Origin of the sequence: Acinetobacter sp. Swhac1, assembly GCF_013390985.1 — a bacterium.
Taxonomy (GTDB): domain Bacteria; phylum Pseudomonadota; class Gammaproteobacteria; order Pseudomonadales; family Moraxellaceae; genus Acinetobacter; species Acinetobacter towneri.
On record NZ_JACASN010000011.1, the window covers coordinates 1 to 26,764 of the forward strand.

The 26,764-nt window shown below is 43.1% G+C and carries 27 protein-coding genes, 1 tRNA gene and 1 pseudogene; 20 read left to right on the plus strand and 9 right to left on the minus strand.

What is annotated here, in order from left to right; all coding sequences use genetic code 11:
* Window positions 1-387 precede the first annotated feature (387 nt).
* Window positions 388-765 carry a GNAT family N-acetyltransferase gene (locus HX743_RS07380; protein WP_096902643.1) on the minus strand — a complete coding sequence of 126 codons (378 nt, stop codon included), beginning with the start codon at window positions 763-765 and terminating at the stop codon, window positions 388-390.
* Between the two features lie 96 nt (window positions 766-861).
* On the opposite strand from HX743_RS07380, the gene hisB reads away from it, so the two are divergent.
* The 6 genes from hisB (at window position 862) to HX743_RS07410 (ending at window position 5,440) form a co-directional block, all read left to right on the plus strand.
* Complete coding sequence (gene hisB / locus HX743_RS07385) at window positions 862-1,455, plus strand: imidazoleglycerol-phosphate dehydratase HisB (RefSeq protein WP_096902642.1); 594 nt, start codon at window positions 862-864, stop codon at window positions 1,453-1,455.
* The gene (hisH, locus tag HX743_RS07390; protein ID WP_004974401.1) at window positions 1,455-2,072 is read left to right on the plus strand and encodes an imidazole glycerol phosphate synthase subunit HisH; all 618 of its coding nucleotides are present in this window, start codon (window positions 1,455-1,457) and stop codon (window positions 2,070-2,072) included. Before hisB ends, hisH begins: the two co-directional genes overlap by 1 nt.
* 248 nt (window positions 2,073-2,320) lie before the next feature.
* On the plus strand, window positions 2,321-2,791 hold the full coding sequence (locus tag HX743_RS07395) for a DUF805 domain-containing protein (protein ID WP_004974398.1): 471 nt from the start codon (window positions 2,321-2,323) through the stop codon (window positions 2,789-2,791).
* A gap of 169 nt (window positions 2,792-2,960) precedes the next feature.
* Window positions 2,961-3,638: a hypothetical protein gene (locus tag HX743_RS07400; RefSeq protein WP_004974396.1), complete on the plus strand. Its 678-nt coding sequence runs from the start codon at window positions 2,961-2,963 to the stop codon at window positions 3,636-3,638.
* 67 nt (window positions 3,639-3,705) lie between these two features.
* Window positions 3,706-4,437, plus strand: coding sequence for a 1-(5-phosphoribosyl)-5-[(5-phosphoribosylamino)methylideneamino]imidazole-4-carboxamide isomerase (gene hisA, locus HX743_RS07405; RefSeq protein WP_154320235.1), 732 nt, complete (start codon window positions 3,706-3,708; stop codon window positions 4,435-4,437).
* A 112-nt stretch (window positions 4,438-4,549) separates the two neighbouring features.
* Window positions 4,550-5,440 (plus strand): DMT family transporter, encoded by an 891-nt coding sequence (locus tag HX743_RS07410; RefSeq protein ID WP_250316210.1) that lies wholly within the window; start codon window positions 4,550-4,552, stop codon window positions 5,438-5,440.
* 53 nt (window positions 5,441-5,493) lie between these two features.
* Here HX743_RS07410 and HX743_RS07415 read toward each other — a convergent pair whose 3' ends face one another.
* Genes HX743_RS07415 through HX743_RS07425 form a run of 3 tightly spaced genes read right to left on the minus strand, consistent with a single transcriptional unit; the run spans window position 5,494 to window position 7,531 of the window.
* Window positions 5,494-5,898: a hypothetical protein gene (locus HX743_RS07415; RefSeq protein WP_178318870.1), complete on the minus strand. Its 405-nt coding sequence runs from the start codon at window positions 5,896-5,898 to the stop codon at window positions 5,494-5,496.
* A gap of 40 nt (window positions 5,899-5,938) precedes the next feature.
* Window positions 5,939-6,568 (minus strand): DUF1294 domain-containing protein, encoded by a 630-nt coding sequence (locus HX743_RS07420; RefSeq protein WP_178318871.1) that lies wholly within the window; start codon window positions 6,566-6,568, stop codon window positions 5,939-5,941.
* 12 nt (window positions 6,569-6,580) lie between these two features.
* Window positions 6,581-7,531 (minus strand): homoserine kinase, encoded by a 951-nt coding sequence (locus tag HX743_RS07425; RefSeq protein WP_178318872.1) that lies wholly within the window; start codon window positions 7,529-7,531, stop codon window positions 6,581-6,583.
* A 113-nt stretch (window positions 7,532-7,644) separates the two neighbouring features.
* On the opposite strand from HX743_RS07425, the gene hisF reads away from it, so the two are divergent.
* Window positions 7,645-8,403, plus strand: coding sequence for an imidazole glycerol phosphate synthase subunit HisF (gene hisF / locus HX743_RS07430; RefSeq protein WP_004974384.1), 759 nt, complete (start codon window positions 7,645-7,647; stop codon window positions 8,401-8,403).
* A gap of 352 nt (window positions 8,404-8,755) precedes the next feature.
* On the opposite strand, the gene HX743_RS07435 is transcribed toward hisF, so the two are convergent.
* Entirely contained in the window at window positions 8,756-9,370 is a 615-nt protein-coding gene (locus HX743_RS07435) for a sterol desaturase family protein (RefSeq protein WP_178318873.1), read from the minus strand.
* 127 nt (window positions 9,371-9,497) lie between these two features.
* Here HX743_RS07435 and HX743_RS07440 point away from each other — a divergent pair, with 127 nt between their 5' ends.
* Together HX743_RS07440 and aqpZ are read left to right on the plus strand one after the other, a co-directional pair.
* Complete coding sequence (locus HX743_RS07440) at window positions 9,498-10,499, plus strand: AraC family transcriptional regulator (protein ID WP_178318874.1); 1,002 nt, start codon at window positions 9,498-9,500, stop codon at window positions 10,497-10,499.
* Window positions 10,500-10,652: 153 nt separating this feature from the next.
* A complete protein-coding gene (gene aqpZ / locus HX743_RS07445) occupies window positions 10,653-11,303 on the plus strand; it encodes an aquaporin Z (protein ID WP_178318909.1) in 651 nt (216 codons plus the stop codon).
* 152 nt (window positions 11,304-11,455) lie between these two features.
* Here aqpZ and HX743_RS07450 read toward each other — a convergent pair whose 3' ends face one another.
* Window positions 11,456-11,701 (minus strand): hypothetical protein, encoded by a 246-nt coding sequence (locus tag HX743_RS07450; protein ID WP_178318875.1) that lies wholly within the window; start codon window positions 11,699-11,701, stop codon window positions 11,456-11,458.
* Between the two features lie 49 nt (window positions 11,702-11,750).
* Window positions 11,751-12,827, minus strand: a complete 1,077-nt coding sequence (locus tag HX743_RS07455; protein ID WP_178318876.1) for a DNA/RNA non-specific endonuclease — start codon at window positions 12,825-12,827, stop codon at window positions 11,751-11,753.
* Between the two features lie 344 nt (window positions 12,828-13,171).
* On the opposite strand from HX743_RS07455, the gene HX743_RS07460 reads away from it, so the two are divergent.
* Window positions 13,172-13,777: a hypothetical protein gene (locus tag HX743_RS07460; RefSeq protein WP_004974369.1), complete on the plus strand. Its 606-nt coding sequence runs from the start codon at window positions 13,172-13,174 to the stop codon at window positions 13,775-13,777.
* Between the two features lie 83 nt (window positions 13,778-13,860).
* Here HX743_RS07460 and HX743_RS07465 read toward each other — a convergent pair whose 3' ends face one another.
* Window positions 13,861-15,741: a potassium transporter Kup gene (locus HX743_RS07465; protein WP_004974367.1), complete on the minus strand. Its 1,881-nt coding sequence runs from the start codon at window positions 15,739-15,741 to the stop codon at window positions 13,861-13,863.
* A 119-nt stretch (window positions 15,742-15,860) separates the two neighbouring features.
* Between HX743_RS07465 and HX743_RS07470 the strand changes: the two genes are divergently transcribed.
* Window positions 15,861-15,951, plus strand: a tRNA-Ser gene (locus HX743_RS07470).
* An 856-nt stretch (window positions 15,952-16,807) separates the two neighbouring features.
* Here HX743_RS07470 and HX743_RS07475 read toward each other — a convergent pair.
* Window positions 16,808-17,458: a response regulator transcription factor gene (locus HX743_RS07475; protein ID WP_004974358.1), complete on the minus strand. Its 651-nt coding sequence runs from the start codon at window positions 17,456-17,458 to the stop codon at window positions 16,808-16,810.
* 336 nt (window positions 17,459-17,794) lie between these two features.
* Here HX743_RS07475 and HX743_RS07480 point away from each other — a divergent pair.
* From HX743_RS07480 to glmS, 9 genes and pseudogenes are all read left to right on the plus strand, one after another.
* Window positions 17,795-18,232, plus strand: a pseudogene (locus tag HX743_RS07480) (ATP-binding cassette domain-containing protein); the annotation flags it as partial.
* On the plus strand, window positions 18,229-19,419 hold the full coding sequence (locus tag HX743_RS07485; RefSeq protein WP_178318877.1) for an HlyD family efflux transporter periplasmic adaptor subunit: 1,191 nt from the start codon (window positions 18,229-18,231) through the stop codon (window positions 19,417-19,419). The pseudogene HX743_RS07480 and the gene HX743_RS07485, both read left to right, overlap by 4 nt.
* A 377-nt stretch (window positions 19,420-19,796) precedes the next feature.
* Window positions 19,797-20,918, plus strand: coding sequence for a bifunctional 3,4-dihydroxy-2-butanone-4-phosphate synthase/GTP cyclohydrolase II (ribBA, locus tag HX743_RS07490; RefSeq protein WP_178318878.1), 1,122 nt, complete (start codon window positions 19,797-19,799; stop codon window positions 20,916-20,918).
* An 11-nt stretch (window positions 20,919-20,929) separates the two neighbouring features.
* Window positions 20,930-21,400 (plus strand): 6,7-dimethyl-8-ribityllumazine synthase, encoded by a 471-nt coding sequence (gene ribE / locus HX743_RS07495; protein ID WP_004974350.1) that lies wholly within the window; start codon window positions 20,930-20,932, stop codon window positions 21,398-21,400.
* A gap of 4 nt (window positions 21,401-21,404) precedes the next feature.
* Window positions 21,405-21,854, plus strand: a complete 450-nt coding sequence (gene nusB / locus HX743_RS07500) for a transcription antitermination factor NusB (RefSeq protein WP_004974349.1) — start codon at window positions 21,405-21,407, stop codon at window positions 21,852-21,854.
* A 25-nt stretch (window positions 21,855-21,879) separates the two neighbouring features.
* Window positions 21,880-22,809, plus strand: a complete 930-nt coding sequence (thiL, locus tag HX743_RS07505) for a thiamine-phosphate kinase (protein ID WP_178318879.1) — start codon at window positions 21,880-21,882, stop codon at window positions 22,807-22,809.
* Window positions 22,775-23,296 carry a phosphatidylglycerophosphatase A gene (locus HX743_RS07510; protein ID WP_178318880.1) on the plus strand — a complete coding sequence of 174 codons (522 nt, stop codon included), beginning with the start codon at window positions 22,775-22,777 and terminating at the stop codon, window positions 23,294-23,296. The genes thiL and HX743_RS07510 overlap by 35 nt, the downstream gene beginning before the upstream one ends.
* Before the next feature lie 18 nt (window positions 23,297-23,314).
* Window positions 23,315-24,679: a bifunctional UDP-N-acetylglucosamine diphosphorylase/glucosamine-1-phosphate N-acetyltransferase GlmU gene (gene glmU, locus HX743_RS07515; protein ID WP_178318881.1), complete on the plus strand. Its 1,365-nt coding sequence runs from the start codon at window positions 23,315-23,317 to the stop codon at window positions 24,677-24,679.
* Window positions 24,680-24,691: 12 nt separating this feature from the next.
* Complete coding sequence (glmS, locus tag HX743_RS07520; protein WP_178318882.1) at window positions 24,692-26,533, plus strand: glutamine--fructose-6-phosphate transaminase (isomerizing); 1,842 nt, start codon at window positions 24,692-24,694, stop codon at window positions 26,531-26,533.
* Window positions 26,534-26,764 lie beyond the last annotated feature (231 nt).

Below are 26,764 nucleotides of genomic sequence, written 5' to 3' on the forward strand. Positions count from 1 at the left end.
ATTTACTTCGGATGCTAACTGATTTAGCACCTTGCAATGTTTGTCTTTTATGCGTAATTTGAGTGTCTTCATCCAATTATTTTAACAGTATTTTTCTTAATAGTGACTATAGTACAAGTATTTAAAACGACATTTCGTGTCGTTCATATGGTTTACTCCAGTCGCTTATATCCTCGTGCTGAACCACGAGGTTTTTCGCTCCAGTGGATAAACTTCTTTCACAAATCCGATTAAAACCATACTTCAATCCCCCATCATCCTCTTACGGAAGATATTCCTCATCCCTGAGCCATATATGGCGCAAGAGAAGGGATTTTCGATACTAATTTAATTTTGACCTATACGGATAAACTGAAAAGACAGACACAACGTCAGCTTTTTAAAAACTCACAACTTACCCAAATGCGCCAAACAACGATGAATCGCACCACAACCCGGCTGAAAGTGCTGCACACCTTTGGCTTCTTCCATACGGCACACCTCACTCACCAAACGATCTGCCACACCTCGACCACGGTTTGCAGGATGCACCACAATATATTCAAGCGTACGATGATCATCTTGCCCTGTGCACCAAATCGCACCAATCACTTTAGTATTAAATTCTGCCGTGTAAAGTAGGGTATACTGAGCCAAGTTCTGCTCAAGTTGGCTTACCGCATCTTGCCCATCGCCAAATTCAGGGCTGGTATCATACAGTCGCTCAAGCTGGCTGCGCACTTCGGTATTTTCCAGTGAAGTATAGGCATGTACGGTAATAGGCATTGATTAACCCTCCTGAGCAATCTAATATGCTGAGACTTCGTCACAGCGAAAACATTTTACATCAATCATTTTTGACGTTTTTTGAGGAACGTGTCTATGACCCAACGTATCAGTGAAGTGGTGAGAAATACCAACGAAACTAAAATTCGAGTTCGTGTGAATCTGGACGGTACGGGTCAAGGCACACTCAACACTGGAGTTCCATTTTTAGACCATATGATTGATCAAATCAAGCGACACGGTTTGTTTGATATTGATATTCATTGTGATGGCGACTTGGAAATTGATGATCACCACACTGTAGAAGACTGTGGTATCACGCTTGGACAAGCTTTTGCTCAAGCTTTGGGCGATAAAAAAGGTTTACGACGCTACGGTCACTTTTACGCACCACTTGATGAATCTTTAAGCCGTGTGATTGTCGATTTATCGGGTCGTCCGGGTTTATTTATGGATATTCCATTTACCCGCGCACGTATTGGTACTTTTGATGTGGATTTATTCTCAGAATTCTTCCAAGGCTTTGTCAACCATGCATTAATGACACTGCACATCGACAACCTCAAAGGTAAAAACAGCCACCACCAAATTGAAAGCGTATTTAAAGCATTTGCACGTGCTTTACGCATGGCATGTGAAGTCGATCCGCGTGCTGAAAATACAGTGGCATCAACCAAAGGAACACTCTAATGACCCGAATTGCCCTTCTTGACTATGGCATGGGAAATTTACACTCTGCAGCGAAAGCTTTAGAGCATGTGGGTGCAACGGTAGATGTGACCAATGACCCAAAACTGATTGCACAAGCCGATAAAATTGTGTTTCCAGGTGTGGGTGCTATGCGTGATTGTATGCAAGGCATGCATGAAGCTGGCATTGATGACGTGGTACGCAACGCGGTCTTTAATAAACCTGTACTTGCAATTTGTGTAGGCATGCAGGCGCTGATGCAACATTCCGAAGAAAATGGCGGAGCAGATGCACTGGGCATTTTTGCAGGTACAGTCAAACGCTTTCCTGAAGTAGCAGGTTTAAAAGTGCCACACATGGGTTGGAATCAGGTACATCAACGTGACCCGAGCCACCCTATGTGGAACAACATTGAACAAGATGCGCGTTTTTACTTCGTGCATAGTTTTTATGTTGAACCGCAAGATGAAAAAATCGTGGCCGCGACCTGTGATTATGGTTTAACTTTCTGTACAGCCCTGCATCAAGACAACTTGTTTGCAACGCAGTTCCACCCAGAAAAAAGTCACACTGTTGGTTTGCAGTTACTAAAAAACTTTGTGGAATGGAATATCTAATATTCAGGATGCTTCAATCAATAAAGCCGAGTTAATCTCGGCTTTATTTTTGCGTGAATGTTTTTCACTTTTATTGCACATTGATTTGTGTTTAAAATTAAAGCGTTTTTTATACCTTTTATTCAAAATAAACTGAGGGTCTGTCGATAATTGGTCTATGTTTGCGATGTGAGAGAGATATCTCACAAGATTTTTGAGCAAATATACGGTATGCGACAGAAAATTCAAAAAATCTAGGAATTACAACAATGAGTCAATATGTAGAAGATTCTGCACTCAGTGCAGCGGGGCGTTTTGGTCGATTATCATTTTTAGCGTGGAACTGTTTGCTCAGCTTGGGGCTTGCAGTACTGATTGCAATTATTGCCGTTGTTGCACCCAATTTATTGCTAGAGCTCGGCTCTGGCTCTATGGGCATCGGCATGATCTTGCTCGTGATCATTTATATCGTTGCGTTCTATTTTAGCTTTATTTTCACCATCCGCCGCTTGCATGACCGCAATCATACTGGCTGGTTATCTTTGCTGATTTTGGTGCCTTTGGTGAATATTATTATGGGTTTATATTTGGTATTTGCACCTGGCGATGATCGTCAAAATAGCTATGGTGCGGTACGTGAAACTGCAGGTTGGGAAAAAGTACTGGCTTGGATTTTTATTGTGCTGATGATTTTGGCGATTATTGGCAGCTTCTTGTCAGGTATATTCAGCAACGTCTAAGCAAAAATATTCCACTTGGTTGATATTTCGAAATAGCCCATCTATTGGGCTATTTTTTCAGGATATTCGCTGCAATCTTTGTCCTGCACAGCATTTTCAATCTTTTAAACTTTGCCAAATTCCGCAAAACGCTTTAGGCTAAAACCGCTTCTTTACCGCTTTGAATGTTATGGATCTCACTCGTCTGCGTACCCTGCCTAGCCCTGATGAAATTCGGCAATTGCCACTGTTTGAAAATATTGCGCGTCAAAATATTGTACTGATTCAAAATCTAGAGCAATGTCTAGCAATTGAAGCTGAACTGAAAACCGCAGCTGTCTTGGGTTTCGATTCTGAATCTAAACCCACGTTTAATGTAGGCGAAGTTTCTACAGGCCCGCATTTAATTCAGCTCGCAACCTTAGAAAAAGCCTATCTATTTCAGCTCAATGATGACATTTGGCAATTTTTGCAGCCAGTTTTTGCCAATCGCGATCAAATTAAAGTAGGTTTTGGGCTGAAAAATGATGCCCATTTATTTCGTAAAAAAGGTATACAACTGAATAGCGTGATTGAACTATCCAAATGTTTTGGCAGTTTTGGTTTTAAAAGTCCGCTTGGGCTTAAAAATGCCATGGCATTATTATTTCACGTTCATTTCCCTAAAAGCCGAAGTATCAGCACCTCAAACTGGGCATGCAAACAGCTCAGTGAAGCACAAATTGCCTATGCTGCCGCCGATGCCTACGCACCTGTGTTGATATTTGAAGAATTGGGGCGTTTGGGTCTATTGCCCGAGCATATCCCAAACAGTTCACTCAAATTGCGGATTCGTCCCTCTAAAACAAAACCTACAACAGATGCTTAGATATTTAACAATACTTTGTTAAGATGCACAGATTGAATTCAATAAGTTTTTGGCAAGGAGCGAAAGCATGCTGATCATCCCTGCAATTGACCTGAAAGATGGCAAATGTGTTCGTTTAAAACAAGGTCGTATGGAAGATGATACTGTATTTTCTGACGATCCAGTGGCGACAGCACAACATTGGGTAAATGAAGGCGCACGTCGCTTGCATTTAGTCGATTTAAACGGCGCTTTCGCAGGTACGCCAATTCATAAACCTGTGGTTGAAGCGATTGCAAAATCACAACCCGATCTCCCAATTCAAATTGGTGGCGGTATTCGTTCACTCGAAACCATTGAACACTATTTAGATGCAGGCGTATCGTTCGTGATTATTGGCACCAAAGCCGTTCAAGATCCTGCTTTTGTAGAAGAAGCCTGCAAGAAATTTGCAGGACACATCATTGTCGGCATTGACGCCATGAATGGCATGGTGGCTACTGATGGTTGGGCCAACGTCACAGACGTGAAGGCAACAGATTTAGCTAAGCGTTTTGCCGATGCAGGTGTATCTAGCATTGTTTATACCGATATTGCCCGTGATGGCATGATGCAAGGTGTGAACGTAGAACAAACCGTAAACTTGGCGCAATATTCAGGCTTACCTGTGATTGCTTCTGGCGGTGTGACCAATTTAGATGACGTACGCAACCTAAAAGGTCAGCCTGGCATTTTAGGTGCGATTACAGGTCGTGCAATTTACGAAGGCACGTTAAGCCTGCGTGAGGCACAGTTGCTTTTAGATGAGCAATCTTTGTAATTCTGCCGCGTATTTTTAAAGAGGTCTGCGGACCTCTTTTTTATTTTGATTTTATTTTACTCATTTTGAGTTTTCTTCATCTCCCACTGGTTCTATGTCTCAGCTTTCACCAATGCTTCGCAGCAAAGCCCCGCAACTGGCGCTCATTTTGATTACCTTAATTTGGGGTGCAACCTTCATTACCGTGCAATACGGTTTGAACTTCAGCAGTCCAGTACTGTTTGTAGGCTTACGTTTTGCCGCAGCCACGTTGGCCGTGGGGCTGATTTCATGGCGAAGCTTACGTGGTTTTAGCATCGATGAACTCTATGCAGGCTTTGCCATAGGCGCAGTCATTGCGCTAGGTTATGTCACTCAAACCATTGGCTTACAAAGTATCAGCAGTAGCGAATCGGCCTTTTTAACGGCGCTGTATGTCCCGCTTGTACCGCTATTGCTGTGGTTATGCTTTGATCAACGTCCGCATGTCATGACTTGGTTGGGTGCTATTTTGGCATTTGTAGGCTTGGTCTTTTTAACAGGCAATGGCTTAGGCGCAATTCAGTTAAGTTTTGGACAAGCCATTACTTTAATCGGTTCAATTGCGATTGCCTTTGAAATTATTTTAATTAGCTATTTTGCCAATCGGGTCAATTTAAAGCGCGTTACCCTCATCCAACTGGGTTGTGCATCGTTATTGTGTTTTGCGATTGCACCATGGGTTGGAGAAACTCAATTGCCCGAATTTCAGTGGTCACTCCTTGCTGTTTTGCTCGGCTTAGGCATTGCCAGTGCCGTGATTCAATTGGTGATGAACTGGGCGCAACGACAAGTAGACCCTGCGCAAGCTGCTATTATTTATGCAGGTGAGCCTGTTTGGGCCGCATTGATTGGACGTTTGGCAGGCGAGCGCTTAGCCGTTTTGGCGTTGTTCGGGGGACTACTGGTGGTTTTAGGCGTGCTGGTCAGCGAATGGCGACCAAAATTTTTAAAACGAAACACATCATCCCAAAAAGCTGAATAAACAGCATTTCGGTGAGATGCTCAAAATATCTTAAAAGACCAACGAATGTGGATTTAGTGATACATCGGTAAATTGTCATTCACACGAATTAAACCGCGTATAGCACGGTAAACCATCCATAACCATGAAATAGCAACTACTGCGATACAGAAAAGTGTCGCAGCCAAAGTCATACTGGCAAAGCTTTGCGCATCTGCAATAAAGAACAGCAAAAAGAAAGGCACAAATGCCACAATATTCCAAAACAGATACCACCAGAAGCTGCGAATTTGCCAAGTAAAATGACTGGCAAAAATTGAACCTTGTACATCACTACGTTTTAAATAGTTGATGATTAAGGCAATCACGGCCAATATCCCCGCAGAAAAAATCGCCACGATATACAGCACATATAAAATCATGGTCAATAAGCGATGTGGGTCTTGATCTACTGAATATGATTGCTCTGCGTCTGACATAATGCACCTGATAAGCCTGTTACTGGAACAATATTCCCAATTAGATATTAAGCTGATTCAGCGGAGAAATTAACCATAAAATCAGCAAGATATTTAAGCCTATCGTACAAAAATAAATCTTACCAAAGGGTTGTTTTTGTGTTTTATGGCGTAATTTTTGTTGTGCTAACCATGCTGCAGGCCAGCCCCCTAAAAAAGCTACAATATGCAAGTTATTTTCAGGAATACGACGCCCGCCCTGCTGTGCAGCTTCTTTATCTTGTGCATACAGCCAATAACTCAGCGCATTCATCAAACTGATGAATAATAACAACATACCGCTGAGCAATCCCAACAGCGTCAGCAAAGCCAAAGCAACAATATAAGCCACACACAATATTTGCATCGGCTGCATTTTTTGCGTGCTGTTGGATGTTTTTGCACTCATAGCAGCTGCCTTTGCTGCTTTGGTCTGTGAAGCTTTTAAATACACCGCTTGCTGCGCTCGGTAACGTCCACGCTCATCCACAGTTACGGTGTATTCCAAGGCACAGCCCACAATGGGACGTGGCCCTTGTCGAGCAAAGTCCCTAATGTGTAAAAACACGCGATCTTTTTGACGGTCATTCGGCTGAATAAACCCATAACCCTGCTCATCAAACCATTCGACTAAACGCCCTTGATCACGCATGTGCTATATCCCTCAAGCCGTCACAAACTTTAAGCGTTCAATCAGCATATTCCGCATTTCATCTGGATTTTTCTGCAAAATATCTGCGCCTGTCCGCCCTTCTGCCGCATTTTTAGCAGCCACCTGCAAACGCATTAACCAAAAACGTCCTGCCGCCATTGCCAAATACAGTTCCAAACAAGCTTTTTCGTCTTGGGTTAAAGGACGCACCGTTTCGTAGGCATTTAAAAATGCAATCGCCTTGCTTTCATTTAAGCTCAGCTCAGGAAAATCGGTACAAAAATCATTCAGCGTAATCGCAATATCAAACAGCAATTCATCTTGATTTAATTCATAAAAATCTAAAATGCCTTGCAACTGATCATCTGCAAACAAGGTATTGTCACGGAATAAATCCGAGTGAATAAAACCTTTGGGACGCTGCGGATAGACTGCGGTTAAAGCTTCATACAAGCCCAAAAGTTTGGACAGTAAGGCTTGATCGGCCACATGCATGCTTGGTTTTAATTGGCGTGCGACCCCTGCCCAATAAGCGTGATCACGTACATGATCGCGCTGCAAAGGAAAATTTTGTAAGGCCACATGCATTTTGGCTTGTGCAATCGCAATCGCTTCCACTTGCGCCACTGTTGCCAGTGTCGGATGCTGCCCAATTAAACGCGGTGCAATTTGCGCAGGTTTATCTTTTAAACGATGAATGGCTTGTCCTGAGTGTGACAAAGGCACCGCCACAGGCAAACCTGTTTGCCCCAAATGCTGCAATACAGGAATTAACTCAGCCGCTGCCTGTTGGTCGAGTTCTTCAAAAATGGTCAGCACGTACTCGCTTTGATTGTCGCAACGCAAAAAATAATTGGTGTTTTGAATACCACCTTGAATAGGAATCAGCGCCAAGACCTCCAATCCATAGGCTGCTGCAAAGACCTGAACTTCCTTTAAAGTCAAAGGAGTATAAACCGACATAGAAAACCTGCGAAAAACCTGAGCTAAGTTTGATAGAATACCCGCTCCATCTACCAAGGTGTAGCGCTTGTGTGGGTGAGTTTCATAATCGGCTGTAATAATTGGAAAAATTTATGCTAGCGAAACGTATTATTCCTTGCCTAGACGTAGATAATGGTCGCGTGGTTAAGGGCGTGCAATTCCTTGATATTCGTGATGCGGGCGACCCTGTCGAAGTGGCGCGTCGTTATAATGAACAAGGTGCCGATGAAATCACCTTTTTAGACATTACCGCTACCCATCATGGTCGTGATACGACTTATCGTACCGTAGAACGTATGGCAGAAACCGTGTTCGTGCCCCTCACCGTTGGTGGTGGCGTGCGTAAGGTTGAAGACATTCGCCTATTATTGAATGCAGGTGCAGATAAAGTCAGCATTAACTCTGCAGCCGTCTTTAACCCTGAATTTGTGCAAGAAGCCTCACAGCGTTTTGGCGCGCAATGTATTGTAGTTGCTATTGATGCGAAAAAAACGGGTGATAACAAATGGGAAATTTTCACCCACGGTGGTCGTAAACCAACAGGTATTGATGCCATTGAATGGGCAGTGAAAATGGCAGACTACGGCGCAGGTGAGCTATTGGTCACTTCAATGGATGCCGATGGTACCAAGGCAGGCTATGACTTGGCGCTCATGCGTGCCATCAATGACCGTGTAACTGTACCCACCATTGCGTCTGGCGGTGTAGGTAATTTACAGCACTTGGCAGATGGTATTTTAAAAGGCGGTGCAGATGCGGTACTAGCTGCCTCAATTTTCCACTTTGGTCAGCACACTATTCCAGAAGCCAAACAATATTTGGCAGCGCAAGGCATTGAAATGCGTTTGTAATTTCTAAAACAAAACTGTTTTAGACTTTAGTTTTTGAGCTTTAAAAGTGTAATCTTCGGGTTACACTTTTTTATTTAGCCCAAAATACAGGCAGAAAAAAAGGAGTCCGAAGACTCCTATTAACTCAAAAAACCACAGCGATGAAGTTTTTATATCTTTTAAATTTAAAAAAAATAAATAAAAAAAAGCAATAAACAATTAAATTCGCTCAAAATACCCTTAGGTATTTCACTGCACATAATATATTCAGCATTTCAGCAGAAATATTGACCAAAAACACCAAAAATATTGACCATTTGCGACAAGCCTTGCCAAATCAGTCAGTTTAAAGCGTCATGAGCACCTATACCGTTTAGGCGACTCGTTCTGCCACCGTCACTTTTTTCTCGACCCACTTGGCAGGAAAATACGCAGCCGACAAATGGTTTAAACCTTGTGCCATAACATGCGGCAAAGTGATCCCTAAAGGGTTTTGTTCCTGCAGTTCCTGTGAAGAAATCACTCGCGTTCCTAAAATATAATCAAACCACGGTTTGGTCACGCACCAGTTCGCATCCTGATTGCTGTTCATGTGATGGTCATAATGCCACGGAATTTTCTTAACTGCCCACTCTGGCTCTAAATGCGCACGACGATGAATATAATAATAATTCGCAGCACTATATAGCGCAGCCAGACTCATGCCCTTAGAAATAGGATAGAACACGCCACTGGCCACCGTTGCCACGACAGCCAAAGACACAATTTCATTTTTGGTACGCCAGTTGCGAATCCCTTCGACATAGCCATGATCGTGAAAACTGGTTTTACGCACTTCACGATGATGCTCCCAGTGTGATTTCATGCTTTCGGGCACAGGGCTATAACGGCGCTGCCCTGCTCGATGCGTTCCGTGCAAAATATATTTATGTGCCACCCATTCAAAACAATTGGCAACCACCAAACCTGCTAGAAATCCTTTCCACATCGCTATTTCTCCTTAAACACAGGACATCTTGACTCTGATGTTCACTATAGGCATGTGAGATTGACTAGATCTTGACCAAAAAAATCAATATCATTGACAAATGACGACAAAAATAAACCGATAACACATGCAACAATTCAAAGAATATACGGGCTCGGTCTATGGTGGCTTAGGGCATTTATTGATGTGCTATTACCAAGCAAAAAAGCTGCCCATTCCAGAAAAATTACATCAGATTCAAAATCTGGAACGTTTTGATTATGCCCTCTGGCGTGACTTGCTCAGCACTTTGGAGGAACAATTACCACAACCTGCTTTGGGTTTGGAAATTGCCAAATACGTGCAGCCCAAACATTTAGGCATCATTGCGTATTTAGCCTTGTCCTGTGATCATCTGGGTGAAGCATTACAGCGTTACCACGATTTTCATCGCTTGATTTACGATGGTGGCCCATTGCAGGTCGAAGCACAAAACGATTACTTATCCATTCGTTGGTCAGAATTATCCGTGCACATGACCACACAATTAACCGATGAAATTGCCATTGCCTTGATGATGGAATTTTTGAAGCACTTTATGCAGTTTGAGGATATTTGCCTGCACGAAGTACATTTTCATCATCCTGCACCCAAAAATATTGCACTGTATGAGCAGTATTTTCATTGTAAAGTGCGCTTTTCTCAGCCAATTACCCAAGTGTTGTTGCCTGTTTCCGAACTGGCAAAACCTTTTCATCAGGGCGATCAAACCTTACAGCATTTATTGTTGCAACAGGCGCAAGCCTTACTGGAAAAGCTACCGAATAGCACCCAAACCGATCAGCGTTTACAGCAAGCCATTTTGACGGGGCTGCAAAAAAATATGTATCAAATTGAACATATTGCTCAGCAATTACATATTTCTGTACGTCAGTTGCAACGTCATTTGCAACAGCAAGGCACGACCTACCAAAAACGCATGCAGGAAGTACGCTGTTTATTGGCAGAACAATATTTACAAGACCCACATTTAAGTCTGCAAGAAATTGCGCTATTGCTGGGTTATTCAGAACAAAGTGCCTTTCAGCGTGCGTTTAAACAATGGACGCAGCACACACCACAACAATGGCGGATGCAACGTGCTTCATGATTGCTTCTTTTTACTTTAATTTGTGTTAAATTCATCACAATATCGATCTAAAATGCGATAAATTTAATTGAAGTTTGATTAATTAACTCAAAAAATAAGCACTGGAGAATCAAATTGAATAAGTATTTCGCAGAACTGGCTGGCACATTCTAGCTGGTATTTGGTGGTTGTGGTGGTGCGGTATTGGCTGCAGCTTTTCCTGAATTGGGCATTGGTTTTGTGGGGGTATCCCTCGCGTTCGGTCTGACCGTATTAACCGCGGCCTATGCACTTGGGCACATTTCAGGTGGTCAATTTAACCCTGCAGTCAGTATTGGTTTGTGGGCAGGTGGACGTTTTGAAGCCAAAGAACTCGCACCGTATATTATTTCACAAATTATTGGTGCGACTCTGGCCGCACTGGTGTTGTATCTGATTGTACAGGGTCAGGCAGGTTTTGCAGGCACAGGCGGTTTCGCGACCAACGGCTATGGAGATTTATCTCCTGGTAAATACGCACTTAGCTCAGTTTTAATGATTGAAGTTGTACTCACTGCTGGCTTTTTGATGGTGATTATGGGTGCAACCGCCAAACGTGCACCTGCAGGTTTTGCTCCAATTGCAATTGGTTTGGCACTGACCTTAATCCATCTGATCAGTATTCCTGTAACCAATACTTCCGTGAACCCTGCACGTAGTACAGGTGTGGCGTTCTTTGCTGAAACTGCAGCACTCAGCCAGCTTTGGGCTTTCTGGGTTGCACCGATTGTAGGTGCGGTGATTGGTGCGGTGCTGTATCGCGCTATGGCAAAAGCTGAAGACTGATCTTCAAAACTTTAAATCCACAGCTTTTCAAGATGTCTGGGATTTATCTAAAAACACACAAAACAACAAAGCCCGTTCAAGCGTTTGAGCGGGCTTTTTAATGGCTTAGATGAGCAGATTAAAGTAGATTTAATATCTTGAGATGGCATCCATTATAAAAATGGATTTTCAATTTCACCCGCTTCGGGACGATCTAACTTTTCAGGCAGATTCGGAGTCTGCTCCAAAGTTGCAACAACTTCATTCAAAAAAGCCTGTAGTACTTTGGCTGCCTGTAAACCCGCCTGATCTTTGCTGATTTGCAAATTGCCATACACATTGATGCAATCTAAATCATTTTCTAAGGTTAAGTCATGAATCGCATGTGATTCAGTGCCATTTTGAAACGGTTTAAACATTGAATTCACCTTAGCATGAAGGATGCAATATCCATCATCTTAACCCAGTTTAAGATTTCAACAACTGTAAAATATATTGCAATAAAGCTTCAATCAATTGCTTCACAATTACATCTTGGGTATCTGCATCAATGCTAGCACCCGATGCAGGACTACTGCCTGAGCGTTTAAATTCGGTTTGCAAGGCTTGTAATTGCTCAGCAGATACATCTTCTGCGCACTGGCTTTCTGCATCCCAATGTGAGTAGGCAATCGGTGTATTGGCTTTTACAGCATTTGCAGTCAAAGGCAATTTATAGGTATTGCGCTTTTGTTCTTCACTTAATTGTGGGAATAAATTAATGCCCAACTGTTCTTCTAAATAGCAGACACTCACCACTTGCACCTGTAACGAGTCGTTATTGGGCGCGTAATAAGCCCCTATCGCGCCTGTTTTGGGCATATACACAGCTTTATACACCGCAGTCGGCACAATAACGCCCTGCCCAATGGTTTTTAGACGCTTGGCATTAAAACTTGGCCCCGTAATCACATACACATCTTGCTTTTGCTTAGTCACCACCGCTCGGGTAGCTTCTTCAAGTTCACGCCAGACCTGCTGATTATTTTTAGGGGCTTGCGGCACCATATTTGCCAAAGAAAAACTGTCAAACTGGGCTGCCAAGTTGGTCATGTCGGCATTCGGTGCCATGTGTCCACGGTCATAACCCGAACCACGATAATCCAGCAAAGTCGCACGATGCTCGGCTTTGACGCGCGGTTCTTCGTGAAAGTTATCTTCACGTGGAATCCGCTGACTCAAACGCGCTGGTGTTAAGGCTTCTGCCACCCATAACGGGGTTTTGGATACCCCTGAATACATCACATTAAAGTCATTAAAACACAGCGGATAGCTGTCTTTTTGCAGGCTATTTTTCAGTAAATAGGGCGGCGTTTCTCGATAGAACTGGGTTAGGCAAGCACTATTTCCTGAACTCGGCACCAGTGAAGTCCACTGGCTAATTTTTTCTTGACCAAAAGCAATCACAAAACTCCCTGTTGCCACTACACCGAGTAGCACTTTCAAGCTGTTTTGATTGAAAATTTGAGTCCAAATGTTGTTGGAATTGCGCCGTTTTCTTGCCATAACCGTTACTGTGACTTCGCTCTAAATCCGCAGAGTTTGCCCGAGCTTAACAATCCACTCACAGCTTGTATATGAAGCACCTCTTGTTCGTCTAACAATTAAACAAAACCCGCGCCATAACACCACAAAAGCCATACACAGCCTGAGTTTTAAGCACTTTTGACATCAGTCTAGATCAAGTTTGGTAGATTTGATTGCATCCGTTTTAGCGAATCTGCCAAGCTAAATACACCTTAAAGACATCGCTCAGCGACACCCAAGCGCATTGCGCTGCTCTAGCTGGATGTCATTGACGATTTAAATTGGTTTTAACTTTATTTTTGCGATTTTTGATGGAGAAATACATGCGTTTTCATCTTTTTGCTTGTGCTTTGGTTGGTAGCAGTATCAGCATTTCTGCCTTTGCCGAACCACCCATTCAAGCAGGTGATACTTTAGAAAGTTTATCTAAAGTCAAAATAAGCACCACGATTAATGGGCAAGCAGGCTCACTACAAGAATTAATCGCCAATGGTCAGATACGCATTGTACCGAGTACAGATACAAACTTAACAAGTCCAGCAGAAAATATAGCGCAACAGCCTGCAAACCAAATTTCAGCCGAACAAGCCAATCTGGCTCAAGACAATGTACCGATGACGATGCCTGTCGGGACTGAATCCGAACTGCAACACGCAGCGCAGGCAGAGCAAGTGAGCGAACAACACATACAAGCCACCTCTGCGCCATTATTGTCATCTTCAGCCGATTTACCTGTAAATGCTGGCGATGATGTGGATGTCACCGCAGAAGCGCTAAATGCTGCACCACAAAACCCTGCTGCATCTGAACAAGCAGCAGTCAATCTGCCCACGACTGAACGGCTTGAAACCACAGCACCTGCGGCACAGGGCGCAGATGTAAACGATATAGATTTAAGCCATCTACAACCAAGTGATACGGAACAATAAGATCTGTTTAAGACCCATCTTGAGCTAAAAATAAAAAACCAGCACTTTATAATACTGGTTTTTTAAAATCTATTGAGCAGTTTTTAAATTTCGATTTGACTACCCAATTCCACCACACGGTTGGTTGGAATTTGATAGAAATCACTCACAGGACTGGTATTGCGCTGCATTGAAATAAACAGTTTTTCACGCCACGGTGACATGCCATCGCCCACCGTATGCACAATTCGATCACGCGAAATAAAGAAGCTCATTTGCATCATATCGAATTCAAACTCAAGCTGTTCATAGGCTTGTTTCAAGGCATTTGGAATATTTGGCTGATCTTTAAAACCGTAATACATGGCAATCCGATAAAAACGATCATCCAGTTTTTCGACTTGAATCCGATCTTGCTGCGCCACAAATGGAATATCACGCGTGATGACCGTTACCATGATATTGCGTTCATGTAAGACCTTGTTGTGCTTAATATTATGCAACATGGCATGTGGCACAATGTTAGGCGTACCTGTCAGGAAAATCGCATCGCCAGGGACAAATTTGGTTTCATTGCCCATACTAATACTGTGAATGAATAAGTCTATTGGCAAGGCATCTTTTTCCAAACGATTGAAAACCAATGCACGACCATCTTTCCACGTCATTAAAATGGTATACATGATGGCGCCAATTAAAATTGGCACCCATCCCCCTGACACAATTTTGAGCGAGGTCGAAGCCACAAAAATTAAATCTAGGGTTAAAAATGGCACTGCAAAAAGGGCAACTTTCCACATCGGCCAACGCCAAAAACCATAGGCCAGCACTGAAATTAAAATCGTGCCACACAGCATGGTCATGGTCACTGCCACGCCATAAGCACTGGCAAGTCTGGCACTATTTTCAAATAATAAAATTAAGATAAGCACCGATATAAATAAGGCCCAGTTAATGAACGGCAAATAGATTTGACCACGCTCTACATCGGAGGTGTGACGTACAGTCAGGCGAGGCAAATAACGTAATTGAATGGCCTGATTGACCATTGAAAATACCCCTGTAATCACCGCTTGAGAAGCGATCACTGCCGCAGCCGTAGCTAAACCAATCATCGGGTATAAGCCCCATTCAGGCACCAACATATAAAACGGATTTTCAATTGCTGCAGGGTTGCGTAGCAGTAATGCGCCTTGTCCCGCGTAATTCAATAACAAACAAGGTAAGACAATTAAAAACCACGCGAGGCGAATGGGCATCCGCCCAAAATGTCCCATATCGGCATAGAGTGCTTCGCCACCCGTCATGGTTAAAATCACCGCACCCATGGTGAGAAATGCAACAAAGGGTTGCTCTACTACAAAGTTAAACGCCCAGTGTGGACTGACCATGGCCAATACAAATGGGGTTTGGATGATACTGAGCAGCCCTGCACCGCCAATGGCTAAAAACCACAGCAAAGTCAGTGGGCCAAAAAATTTGCCCATCGTGCCTGTACCATGACGCTGCACAATGAACAGTCCTGCCAAAATACCAATGGAGAGCGGTACGAGCCATTGATTAAAGATAGGCGTGGCAATACTTAGTCCTTCAATGGCAGACAATACTGAAATGGCGGGGGTGATAATGCCATCGCCAAAGAACAGGGATGCACCAATAAAGCCAAGTGCGATCAGGAAGATTTTTTTGTCTTCGGCAATACGGGTGGTGCGCAGGTTCAATGCCAATAATGACATGATCCCGCCTTCGCCATTGTTATCGGCACGCATAATAATGGTGACGTATTTGAAGCTGATGGTGAGCATCATGCACCAGAAAATTAGGGATAAAATTCCCAATACACTGGCTTGGGTAATTGCAAGATGCGCCGTTAAAAAAGTTTGTCTGAAGGCGTACAGGGGGCTGGTTCCGATATCCCCAAATACGACGCCGAGCGCAGCCAAGGTAATGACGGGTAAGGCTGCTTTTTTTGCAGTACTTTGCATAGGTGTCTTCGATTTAGACGGTATTTTTGAGAATCATAGCACTACGCTGAAAGTTTTTCTCTAAATCAAATGTTTCAACTTGGCTTTGTACTATTTTTTGGTTATTATCCACCGCCTATGGTGAAGTGTCCGAGTGGCTGAAGGAGCACGCCTGGAAAGTGTGTATACGTTAATAGCGTATCGAGGGTTCGAATCCCTCTTTCACCGCCAAAATTGATTTCTACGGGACTGTACCGTAGTGCAAAAGGCTTAAATCTAAAGGGTTTAAGCCTTTTTTATGTTTAATGCAATCCACTTTATCTATTGCAAGCTTGATCTAGTTGGGGTTATAACTAGGGGTATAATAAATTACCCCCAAAACTATACCCCCAATTCTGTGGAATCATTGCAATGCTTACAGATGCTCAAGTCAGAAAAATAAAACCATCGGAAAAGAAAGCCAAATAATTACCTATGATCGAAATCTAGCACATATCACGGCTGGCGGGCTTGGTTATCGTGAATTCTAAAAGTTGAACCCATATAGGGGGAAGCCCCCTACTCACTTAGGTATGATTTATTCAAATCACCATTCATCTATTACTATTAAAATATATTCGTCCTTCTATGTATTTCTTATTAGTGGCGGGTTTTCTCGCTGAGGACAACTTCACACGATTGGATTTATGGGTACAGATACAATCAAAGCCTAAGAATCTCAAAAGAGGCATGTCGCCTATCATTAAACTGATATGCTATTCAGCTCATGTTGATTTTTACTCATTTTATCAACATGACAACCTAAATATGTTTATGTCATCGACATGACAACTCTCTCATGTCGATTTTTGTCAGTTTTATCGACATGAAAGCCTGAATATGTTTATGCCATACAGCTAAAGGAATAAGACAATATTCCTTTTAGGTTTTAAGCACATCAACAACCTGAACGCTAAATGTCACATCCTAAAGTGAATTAGCTTTTTAAAAAGGTCATTATCAACCAAACACCCAATAAAAAACCACTGCTCAATCTTCCAGATCAACATAGCGGTTTTAAACTCATCTTTTACAGATCAGTCACATCTTACATTTTCTTTTCTTCAATATTTAAAGCATTGATTGCCAATACCGCCTGAGTACGATTTTGCACACCCAATTTACGGAAAATTGCGGTCACATGCGCTTTAATCGTCGCTTCAGAAACATCTAATTCATAGGCAATTTGCTTATTCAACAAACCTTCTGCCACCATCATCAATACACGGAATTGCTGTGGTGTTAAAGACTGAATACGTTCAGCCAAAGCTGTTTCATCTGCAGCGCGAGGGTCAAAGTTAACATTCGCAGCCAAGTTTGGCGGCAACCAAATCTCACCTTCTAAAACTTGACGAATTGCTTCACCAATATGGCTCGGATGTGCCGATTTTGGGATATAACCCATCGCCCCATGCGCAATAGAACGCTGAATAATCGATGCTTCTTCGTGAGCAGACACCACAATAATCGGGATAGATGGATATTGCGCACGTACATGCACTAAAGCAGAAAAGCCCGATGCACCTGGCAAATTCAAATCTAATAAAACAAGATCAGGCTCAGGCCCATTTTCCAAACGCTCATACAATTCATTCACTGCAGCAGTTTCATGAATTTGAGCTTGCGGTAAGCTATAACGAACCGCCTGAATTAAGGCATGACGAAACAGCGGATGATCATCAACGATTAATATATTCATAACAGACGTGAGAGATCTTGTGCACAGTTGTTATATTCTAACCACACAAAGACAATTAAGGATATGCAAGATATGACTTTTTTGCATTTATTGTGCAAGAAATCACAGAAAAGTGTGTATTTTTTATGACATCCCCTGTCAACACGTCTCGAATATACAACAAGACGATGGTCTAACTACATTGAATCCAATAGTTATGCACACGTTTCAAAAAATTATCCACAGCCATAATCAATTCATATTGCAGCGGATAAGATAAATTCAAATAAAGACTTTCAAAAAGCTATTCGATAGAGCAACAAACCTACCTTTTAAAAAATATTAATTTCAGTGATAAACCCTAAGGCGGGTGCGCCTTTGGCCAGTGATGATGATCTGTTACATGCGCTTAAAATCACAGGGGCGCTCCAGTTTGTGCAAGACAAAAAAGAAGGACTGGATCATGTCATTTTAGAAGGTGGCATTGGCTTTTCAGGTGGGCAACGTCAAGCCTTATTACTTGCACGCTTATTAATTCGCCAACCGAATATTTTGCTGCTGGATGAACCTACCGCTGCAATTGATGATATTTCCGAAAAACAATTGATTGAGCATTTAAAAGGCTGGCTAGGACAACGTACTTTGGTGATTGCGACCCATCGTCGGGCGGTTTTGGAATTGGTAGATCGAATTATTGTCATGAATGATGGAAAAATTGTCATGGATGGGCCACGTGATCAGGTCTTAAGTCAATCTCAGATAAAAGCTAGCCCTGCGTCGGGAGTAAAAGCATGAGCGAAAAAGAACTTAACCCTCAGCGAGTGATGAAACTGACCGATCTTGAACCTGAATTACCTAAATCCAGCGTTTTTATCTGGCTGATTTGTATTGGTTTACTGGTCTTCCTGGTTTGGGCATGGGTGTTTAAACTTGAAGAAGTCACAACGGGTACAGGCAAGGTCATTCCTTCATCTAAAGAGCAAATTGTGCAATCTTTGGAAGGTGGTATTTTAACTCAGCTGCACGTCCGTGAAGGTGAAATTGTCAAGCAAGGTCAAGTTTTGGCACAACTCGACCCAACGCGTTTTGCCTCGAATGTTGGTGAGTCCACATCATTATTGCTCGCAGCACAGGCCACAGCTGCACGCCTGCGCGCAGAAGTGAATGGCACCGCCTTGTCTTTCCCTGCCGAAGTATTAAAAGAGCCGCAACTGGTCAATGAAGAAACAGCATTGTATCGCTCACGCCGCGCCAATTTAGAAGAATCTTTGTCTGGACTAAAACAAGCTCTGACACTGGTAGAGCAGGAACTGGCCATGACCGAACCGTTGGTTGCCAAAGGTGCTGCTAGTGAGGTGGAAGTACTGCGTTTAAAACGTGAAGCCAATAATTTACGCAATCAAATGAGTGATGTGCGCAATCAGTATTATGTGAAATCACGTGAAGAACTGGCCAAAGCCAATACCGACATTGAAACTCAGGCACAAGTGGTAAAAGGCAAATCAGATAGCTTGAGCCGCACGCTGTTTAAATCACCTGTACATGGCATTGTCAAAGAAATTGATGTGATGACTTTGGGCGGTGTCGTTCCGCAAAACGGCAAGCTGATGACCATTGTACCGCTAGATGAACAACTGCTGGTCGAAGCACGAATTTTGCCGCGTGATATTGCATTTATTCGCCCTGATCAAGACGCTTTGGTGAAAATTAGCGCCTATGATTATTCAATTTATGGTGGCTTAAAAGGCAAAGTAACCGTGATTTCGCCCGATACCTTACGAGATGAAGTCAAACAAGATCAATTTTATTATCGGGTCTATATTCGTACTGATTCCGACCAACTGAGCAATAAAGCAGGTCAAAATTTTAGCATCACCCCGGGTATGGTTGCGACCGTGGATATTAAAACTGGAGAAAAAACGGTATTGGATTATCTCATCAAGCCATTTAACAAAGCCAAAGAAGCCTTACGTGAGCGTTAAAACAATCTGACTTTATCAAAATTTTATTTTACCCTAACAGCAACAGCGCTTTAGACAGGATTGGTCACATCCTGTCTAAAGTGAGCATCCTATTATTTGGAACAGCATCTAGTGACGACACTCACCCTAAAGGCTTGATTTACTGGATGCGCTCAGTTGCTGGTTTTTCTAATTCCTACCGCACTCCAACTGCCTAAATAATCTACACCAAACAGTAAAATAACAATTTACGCCCCTTTGCAAGCCTTGCTGCACTGTGTATAACCATAAGTCACGCAATGCAAATGATAAGCATAGGCAAAACAGGGCAAAAAGCGTTAGACTATGCGTCTATGTCAGTAAAATGTCGTTCCAGACAAATCAGAAGGTGAAGGTAGATGCCGCTCAATACTGTTGAAGAGCTCGTAGCAGATATCCGTGCAGGAAAAATGGTCATCCTGATGGATGATGAAGATCGTGAAAATGAAGGTGATTTAGTCATTGCCGCAACCCACGTTCGCCCTGAAGATATCAACTTCATGATTACGCATGCACGTGGTCTTGTGTGTCTGACCTTAAGTCGTGACCGTTGCCAGCAATTGAACCTACCTTTAATGGTCGATGCCAACGGTGCGCAACATGGCACAAACTTTACCTTATCCATTGAAGCTGCTGAAGGTATTACGACCGGTATTTCTGCCGCAGAACGTGCGCATACCATTCAAACTGCAGTCGCTGCACATGCCAAGCCTGCCGATATTGTTCAGCCCGGGCATATTTTCCCACTCATGGCACAGCCAGGTGGCGTTTTGCACCGTGCCGGTCATACCGAAGCAGGTTGTGACCTTTCCCGTTTGGCAGGTTTAGAGCCAGCATCGGTAATTTGTGAAATTATCAATGAAGACGGCACCATGGCGCGTCGTCCAGATTTAGAAGTTTTTGCTGAAAAACATGGCCTCAAAATTGGCACCATTGCAGATTTAATCCACTACCGTATGACCAATGAGCAAACTGTAGAGCGTCTAGATCAGCAAAGCATTGACACCGAATATGGTACTTTTGACTTATATCGCTACCGTGAACTGGGGAACCCAGACATTCACTTGGCATTGGTCAAAGGCGAGCCGAAAGAAGGCGTTACTACAGTACGTGTGCATGGTTTTAATCCAACCCGTGATTTGCTGAAGCTGAAAAAAGCAGATGGTTCGGCAACTTGGAATTTAGACCGTGCTTTAAAAGAAATTGCCAACAGTGAACGTGGTGTTTTGGTCTGGATTGGTCAAGCTCAATTGCAAGACTTGGGCCCTGCCCTAGACAGCCTTAAATCCCCGAAACAAGGCAAAGCCAATGCTGCATTGTCACAGCAATACCAAACCATTGGCGTGGGTGCACAAATTTTACGTGATTTAGGCGTTGAAAAAATGAAGCTACTCAGCTCACCATTACGTTTCAATGCTTTATCAGGCTTTAACTTAGAAGTGGTGGAATATATCACCGCAGATCCAACATCAGAGAAATAATCGAGGTTGCTATGGCAATTCGCCGTATTGAAGGTTTATTACATCTCGCTAGCGAAGGCCGTTATGCGATTTTAGTCGGTCGTTTTAATAGTTTTGTGGTTGAGCATTTGCTTGATGGCGCAATTGACACATTGAAACGTCATGGCGTATCAGAGGATAATATCACCGTTGTTCATGCACCAGGCGCTTGGGAACTTCCTGTTGTGGCTAAAAAATTAGCTGCATCGAATGGTTATGATGCCATTATTGCACTCGGCGCAGTGATTCGCGGTAGCACTCCACACTTTGACTTTGTTGCAGGCGAATGTGCCAAAGGCTTAGGTGTGGTTGGTTTAGATACTGGCTTACCTGTGATTAACGGTGTATTGACTACGGATAGTATTGAACAAGCAATTGAACGCTCTGGAACAAAAGCAGGTAATAAAGGAAGTGAAGCTGCCTTAACTGCAATTGAAATGGTTAACTTGTTAAAGGCTATTTAACGCTATGTCGCAAACACTTCAAGCAACTTATGCAGCAAAACGTAAAGCACGTCGTTTTGCTGTGCAAGGTATTTATGAATGGCAGATGAGCCACAATCCAGTACATGAAATTGAAGCACGTACCCGTGTGGAAAATGCCATGCACAAAGTGGATCTCGGCTATTATCATGAATTGTTGACTCAAGTGGTTGCCAATCATGAAGCATTGGATGCATTACTGGTGCCTGTTCTTGATCGTGACATTCAAGCCCTCGATGGTGTTGAACTCGCCACCTTACGTTTAGGTGCTTATGAGTTAGAACAACATCTGGAAATTCCATACCGTGTGGTATTGGATGAAGCGATTGAATTGGCAAAACACTTTGGTGGTGCAGACAGCCACAAATACATCAATGGTGTATTAGACCGTCTTGCCAACAGCTTACGTGCAGCAGAAAAGCAACAAAGCAACTAATTCAAAGTATTGAGTCGATTGTTGTATGGCTGAGTTTTCCATTATTGAGACCTATTTCAACAGACCGCGTCCCGATGCAGTCGATTTAGGTGTCGGTGATGACTCAGCTCTGCTCACCCCTCCGCCGCAACAACAATTGGTCATTTGTGCCGACACTTTAGTCGCTGGACGACATTTCCCCCTCGATACCAACCCACATGCGATTGGTTGGAAATCGGTTGCGGTCAATTTATCTGACATTGCCGCCATGGGTGCCACCCCACACAGTATATTATTGGCATTGAGCCTACCCCAAATTGATCACGACTGGCTCAAAGGGTTTAGTCAGGGTTTACATGATTGTTGCGATCAATTTGGGGTAAGTTTAATTGGTGGAGATACCACACAAAGCCCGCATCTCACCATTTCCGTTACCGCCTTAGGCTGGATTGAACAAGGACATGCCATTCCACGTTCAGGCGCGCAAGTCGGTGATTATATTTGCGTCAGCGGACAAGTCGGTGATGCCGCTTTTGGTTTAGATCATCTCGATCATCCTTTAAAACAACGTCTCGACTACCCAACACCACGTTGTCAACTTGGACAACAACTCAAAGGTCTGGCTTCAAGCATGATTGATGTTTCAGATGGCTTGGCACAAGATTTAGGGCATATTCTCAAAGCCTCTCAGGTCGGTGCTTGTATTGAACTCAGCCAACTGCCTATAGATGCTGCATTAACCGAATTACCACAACAAAAGCAGTGGCAATATGCTTTGGCTGGTGGCGATGACTATGAGTTATGCTTTACAATAAGCCCGCAAAATTATCAGCAGCTTTTGCAAAAACCGCTGAATACCTCTATTCATATTATTGGCAAAATTAACAACCAAAACCGCTTAAGCTTTGAACAGAATGGCGTAGATCGTTCACTTCATTTTCATGGATACCAACACTTTGCAAAAACCCGCGATTAATTTCAAAGCCATGTCTTGGACTGACCGACTGATTGTATGCTGTGGTGTTGGCTTCGGTTCAGGTCTACTACCCAAAGCTCCCGGTACCTTTGGTTCGGCCTTTGCCCTACTGTTCATTCCCATTTGGTTCGCGCTTGGTTTCATTCCAAGCCTTTTTGCCATTGCCATCATGTCCCTCGTTGGCATATATATCTGTGGACGTACTGCACAGGTTATGGGCGTACATGATGATGGTCGTATTGTTTGGGATGAATTTGCAGGACAATCGATTACCTTTTTACCCCTGATTTTTATCAATCAAATCAGCTGGGTCTGGGTAATTGTGGGTTTTGTCCTATTCCGACTGTTTGATGTATGGAAACCTTGGCCAATACGTGTGATTGACCGTCGGGTCGAAGGTGGTTTTGGCATCATGCTGGACGATATTATTGCGGGTCTTTGGGCCGCATTATGTATTTATATTTATTTATCTTTTACTTTGGTTTAGCCATCACTAGGATTCAACATGTCTACCACCGTGATTATTCTTGCAGCAGGTAAAGGCACGCGCATGCGTTCAAATTTACCAAAAGTATTACAACCTCTTGCAGGACGCCCACTCTTGGGTCACGTGATTGATACCGCAAAAAAATTACAAGCCGATCATATTATTACCATTTACGGTCACGGCGGTACTTTGGTTCAAAATGCGTTTGCACACGAACAGGTGCAGTGGGTCGAACAAGCGGAACAGCTCGGCACAGGTCACGCAGTCAAAGTGACTTTGCCTGTTTTACCACACGAAGGCGTATCCCTAATTTTATCGGGAGATGTACCTTGCATTACAGAGCAAACTTTACAAAAGCTGCTCGATGTTTCACGTGAAACCCAAATTGGATTGGTGACCCTCACCCTTGCCGATGCTACGGGTTATGGTCGTATTGTGCGTGAAAACGGTAAAATTCAAGCGATTGTTGAACATAAAGATGCATCTGAAGCACAGCGTCAAATTCAAGAAATCAACACGGGTATATACTGCGTCAGCAATGCCAAATTACATGAATGGTTGCCAAAACTGAGCAATAACAATGCGCAGGGTGAATATTACCTGACCGATATTGTGGCGATGGCAATTGCCGATGGTTTAGAAGTTGCATCGGTAGAACCCGCACTGGCTTTTGAAGTAGAAGGCGTGAATGACCGTGTGCAATTGGCTGCATTAGAACGCGAGTTCCAGAACTTCCAAGCCAAGCAACTCATGCAACAAGGTGTGCATTTAATTGACCCAACCCGTTTTGATTTACGTGGTAATCTCACTGCAGGTAAAGACGTTCGCATTGATATTAACGTAATTATTGAAGGCGATTGCGAACTGGGTGATGGCGTAGAAATTGGTGCAGGTTGTATCCTCAAAAACACCAAAATTGCTGCGGGCACTAAAGTTCAGCCGTATAGCGTATTTGACCAAGCGGTTGTAGGTGAAGCTGCGCAAATTGGTCCATTCTCACGTTTACGTCCGGGTGCGGTATTGGCCAATGAAGTGCATATTGGCAACTTTGTTGAAGTGAAAAACAGTCAAATTGGTTTAGGCTCCAAAGCCAACCACTTTACCTACTTAGGTGATGCCGAAGTGGGTGCAGGCAGCAATATTGGTGCAGGTACGATTACTTGCAATTATGATGGTGCCAATAAATTTAAAACCATTATTGGTGACCAAGTCTTTATTGGTTCAAATAGTTCATTGGTTGCACCTGTCACCATTGCCAATGGTGCAACGGTAGGCGCAGGCTCGACCATTACCCGTGATGTTGCAGAACAGTGTTTAGCTGTGGAACGTTCTAAACAGTTCACTAAAGAAAATTATCAACGTCCACAGAAATTGAAAAAATAAGAGGAAGTTCCTATGTGCGGTATTGTCGGTGGCGTTGCAGAACGTAGTATTACCAATATCCTCATTGAAGGTTTAAAGCGTTTAGAATATCGCGGTTATGATTCCGCAGGTTTGGCATTGATTAGTCAAGGTCAGGTCTTGCGTGAGCGTCGTGTCGGTAAAGTAGCAAATCTTGAGCAAGCAGTACTAGATTCTCAAGTCACAGGTTCACTCGGTATTGCCCATACACGTTGGGCAACACATGGCAAACCGACAGAAAACAATGCACATCCGCATATTTCTGGCAATGTTGCTGTCGTACACAACGGTATTATCGAAAATTATCAAGAACTGAAAGATGAGCTAGAAGCTTTAGGCTATATGTTCAGCTCTCAAACGGATACTGAAGTGGTTGCGCACTTGGTCAACCATGCTCTTAAAACTGCACCGAATTTATTGGTTGCGGTACAGCAAGTCGTGCCTCAACTGAAAGGTGCTTATGCTCTGGGAATTATCCATACCGATTATCCAGATGAATTGATCACGGTACGTGAAGGTTCTCCTTTGGTGATTGGTGTCGGTATTGGCGAAAACTTTATCAGTTCAGACCAATTGGCGTTATTGCCGATCACCAACCGTTTTATGTATTTGGAAGAAGGTGATATCGCCCGCTTAACTCGCGACAGCATTGAAGTTTTTGTAAACGGTCAAACGGTTGAACGCCCTGTAAAAGAGTTGGATGCAACTGTAAGCAATGCATCGAAGGGTGAATATAAACACTACATGCTCAAAGAAATTTATGAGCAGCCTGAAGCAATTCAACAAACCATTTCACAAGCATTGAATGGCAACGCTTTACGTGAAGATTTCCTGAAAGATGCCGAGCTTGATTTTGCCAAGATTCAACAGGTACAGATTATTGCCTGCGGTACCAGCTACCATGCAGGGATGATTGCAAAATACTGGTTTGAACAGCTAATTAACTTGCCATGTCATGTGGAAATTGCCAGCGAATACCGTTATCGCACCCCAGTCATTGTGAATAACACATTGTATGTGTGCATTTCACAATCTGGTGAAACTGCAGATACTTTAGCTGCTTTACGTGATACGCAAAAACGTGCTGCTGCAAAAGGCTTAAATATTAGCACCATGACCATTTGTAACGTGGCAACTTCATCTATGGTGCGTGAAACCAATCATAGTTTGTTGACACTCGCAGGCCCTGAAATTGGTGTGGCATCGACCAAAGCCTTTACGACACAATTGGCAGCATTAATGCTGTTGGTGCTCAAAATTGGTCAGGTGAAAAATGCAATTGCAGCGACAGAAACAGCTGAAATTATTGCAGGCTTATGGCACACACCAAAAGTGATTTTAGATACTTTGCAAAATGATACGGCAATTTTACGTTTGTCTGAATTGTTTGTAGAGAAAAATCACTGCTTGTTCTTGGGTCGTGGCACACAATTCCCAATTGCCTTGGAAGGTGCTTTGAAACTGAAAGAAATTTCATATATTCACGCAGAAGGTTATGCTGCGGGTGAATTAAAGCACGGCCCATTGGCATTGGTAGACAATGACATGCCTGTGGTGATTTTAGCACCGCAAGATGACATGCTGGATAAACTGAAATCCAATATGGAAGAAGTACAGGCACGTGGTGGTGAGCTGTTTGTATTTGCAGATGAACACAGCGGCATTCCTGCAGATAAAGAACGCCAGCATGTGGTTTATGTACCACAGGTCAGCGCGTTGCATGCGCCAATTGTGTATAGTATTCCTGTGCAGTTGTTGTCTTACCATGTGGCGGTTTTACGTGGTACAGATGTCGACCAGCCTAGAAACTTGGCAAAAAGCGTAACAGTGGAATAATATTGATTAAATTCAATGATTTAAATTTAATAAAATTATTTTGAATCACCTAAAAAATCCGCAGTCGGCTTCATTTTTAGAAATTTAGTACTGCGGATTTTTTATGTCTGATACTTTTATTTTTCGCATAACTACAGTGCATAGCAAGCGATATTGAAACTTTTGCAGACAATGAAAACTTTTATAAAAACAAATAACCTAAGTCATTTAACCACACTATTTTCTAAAAAT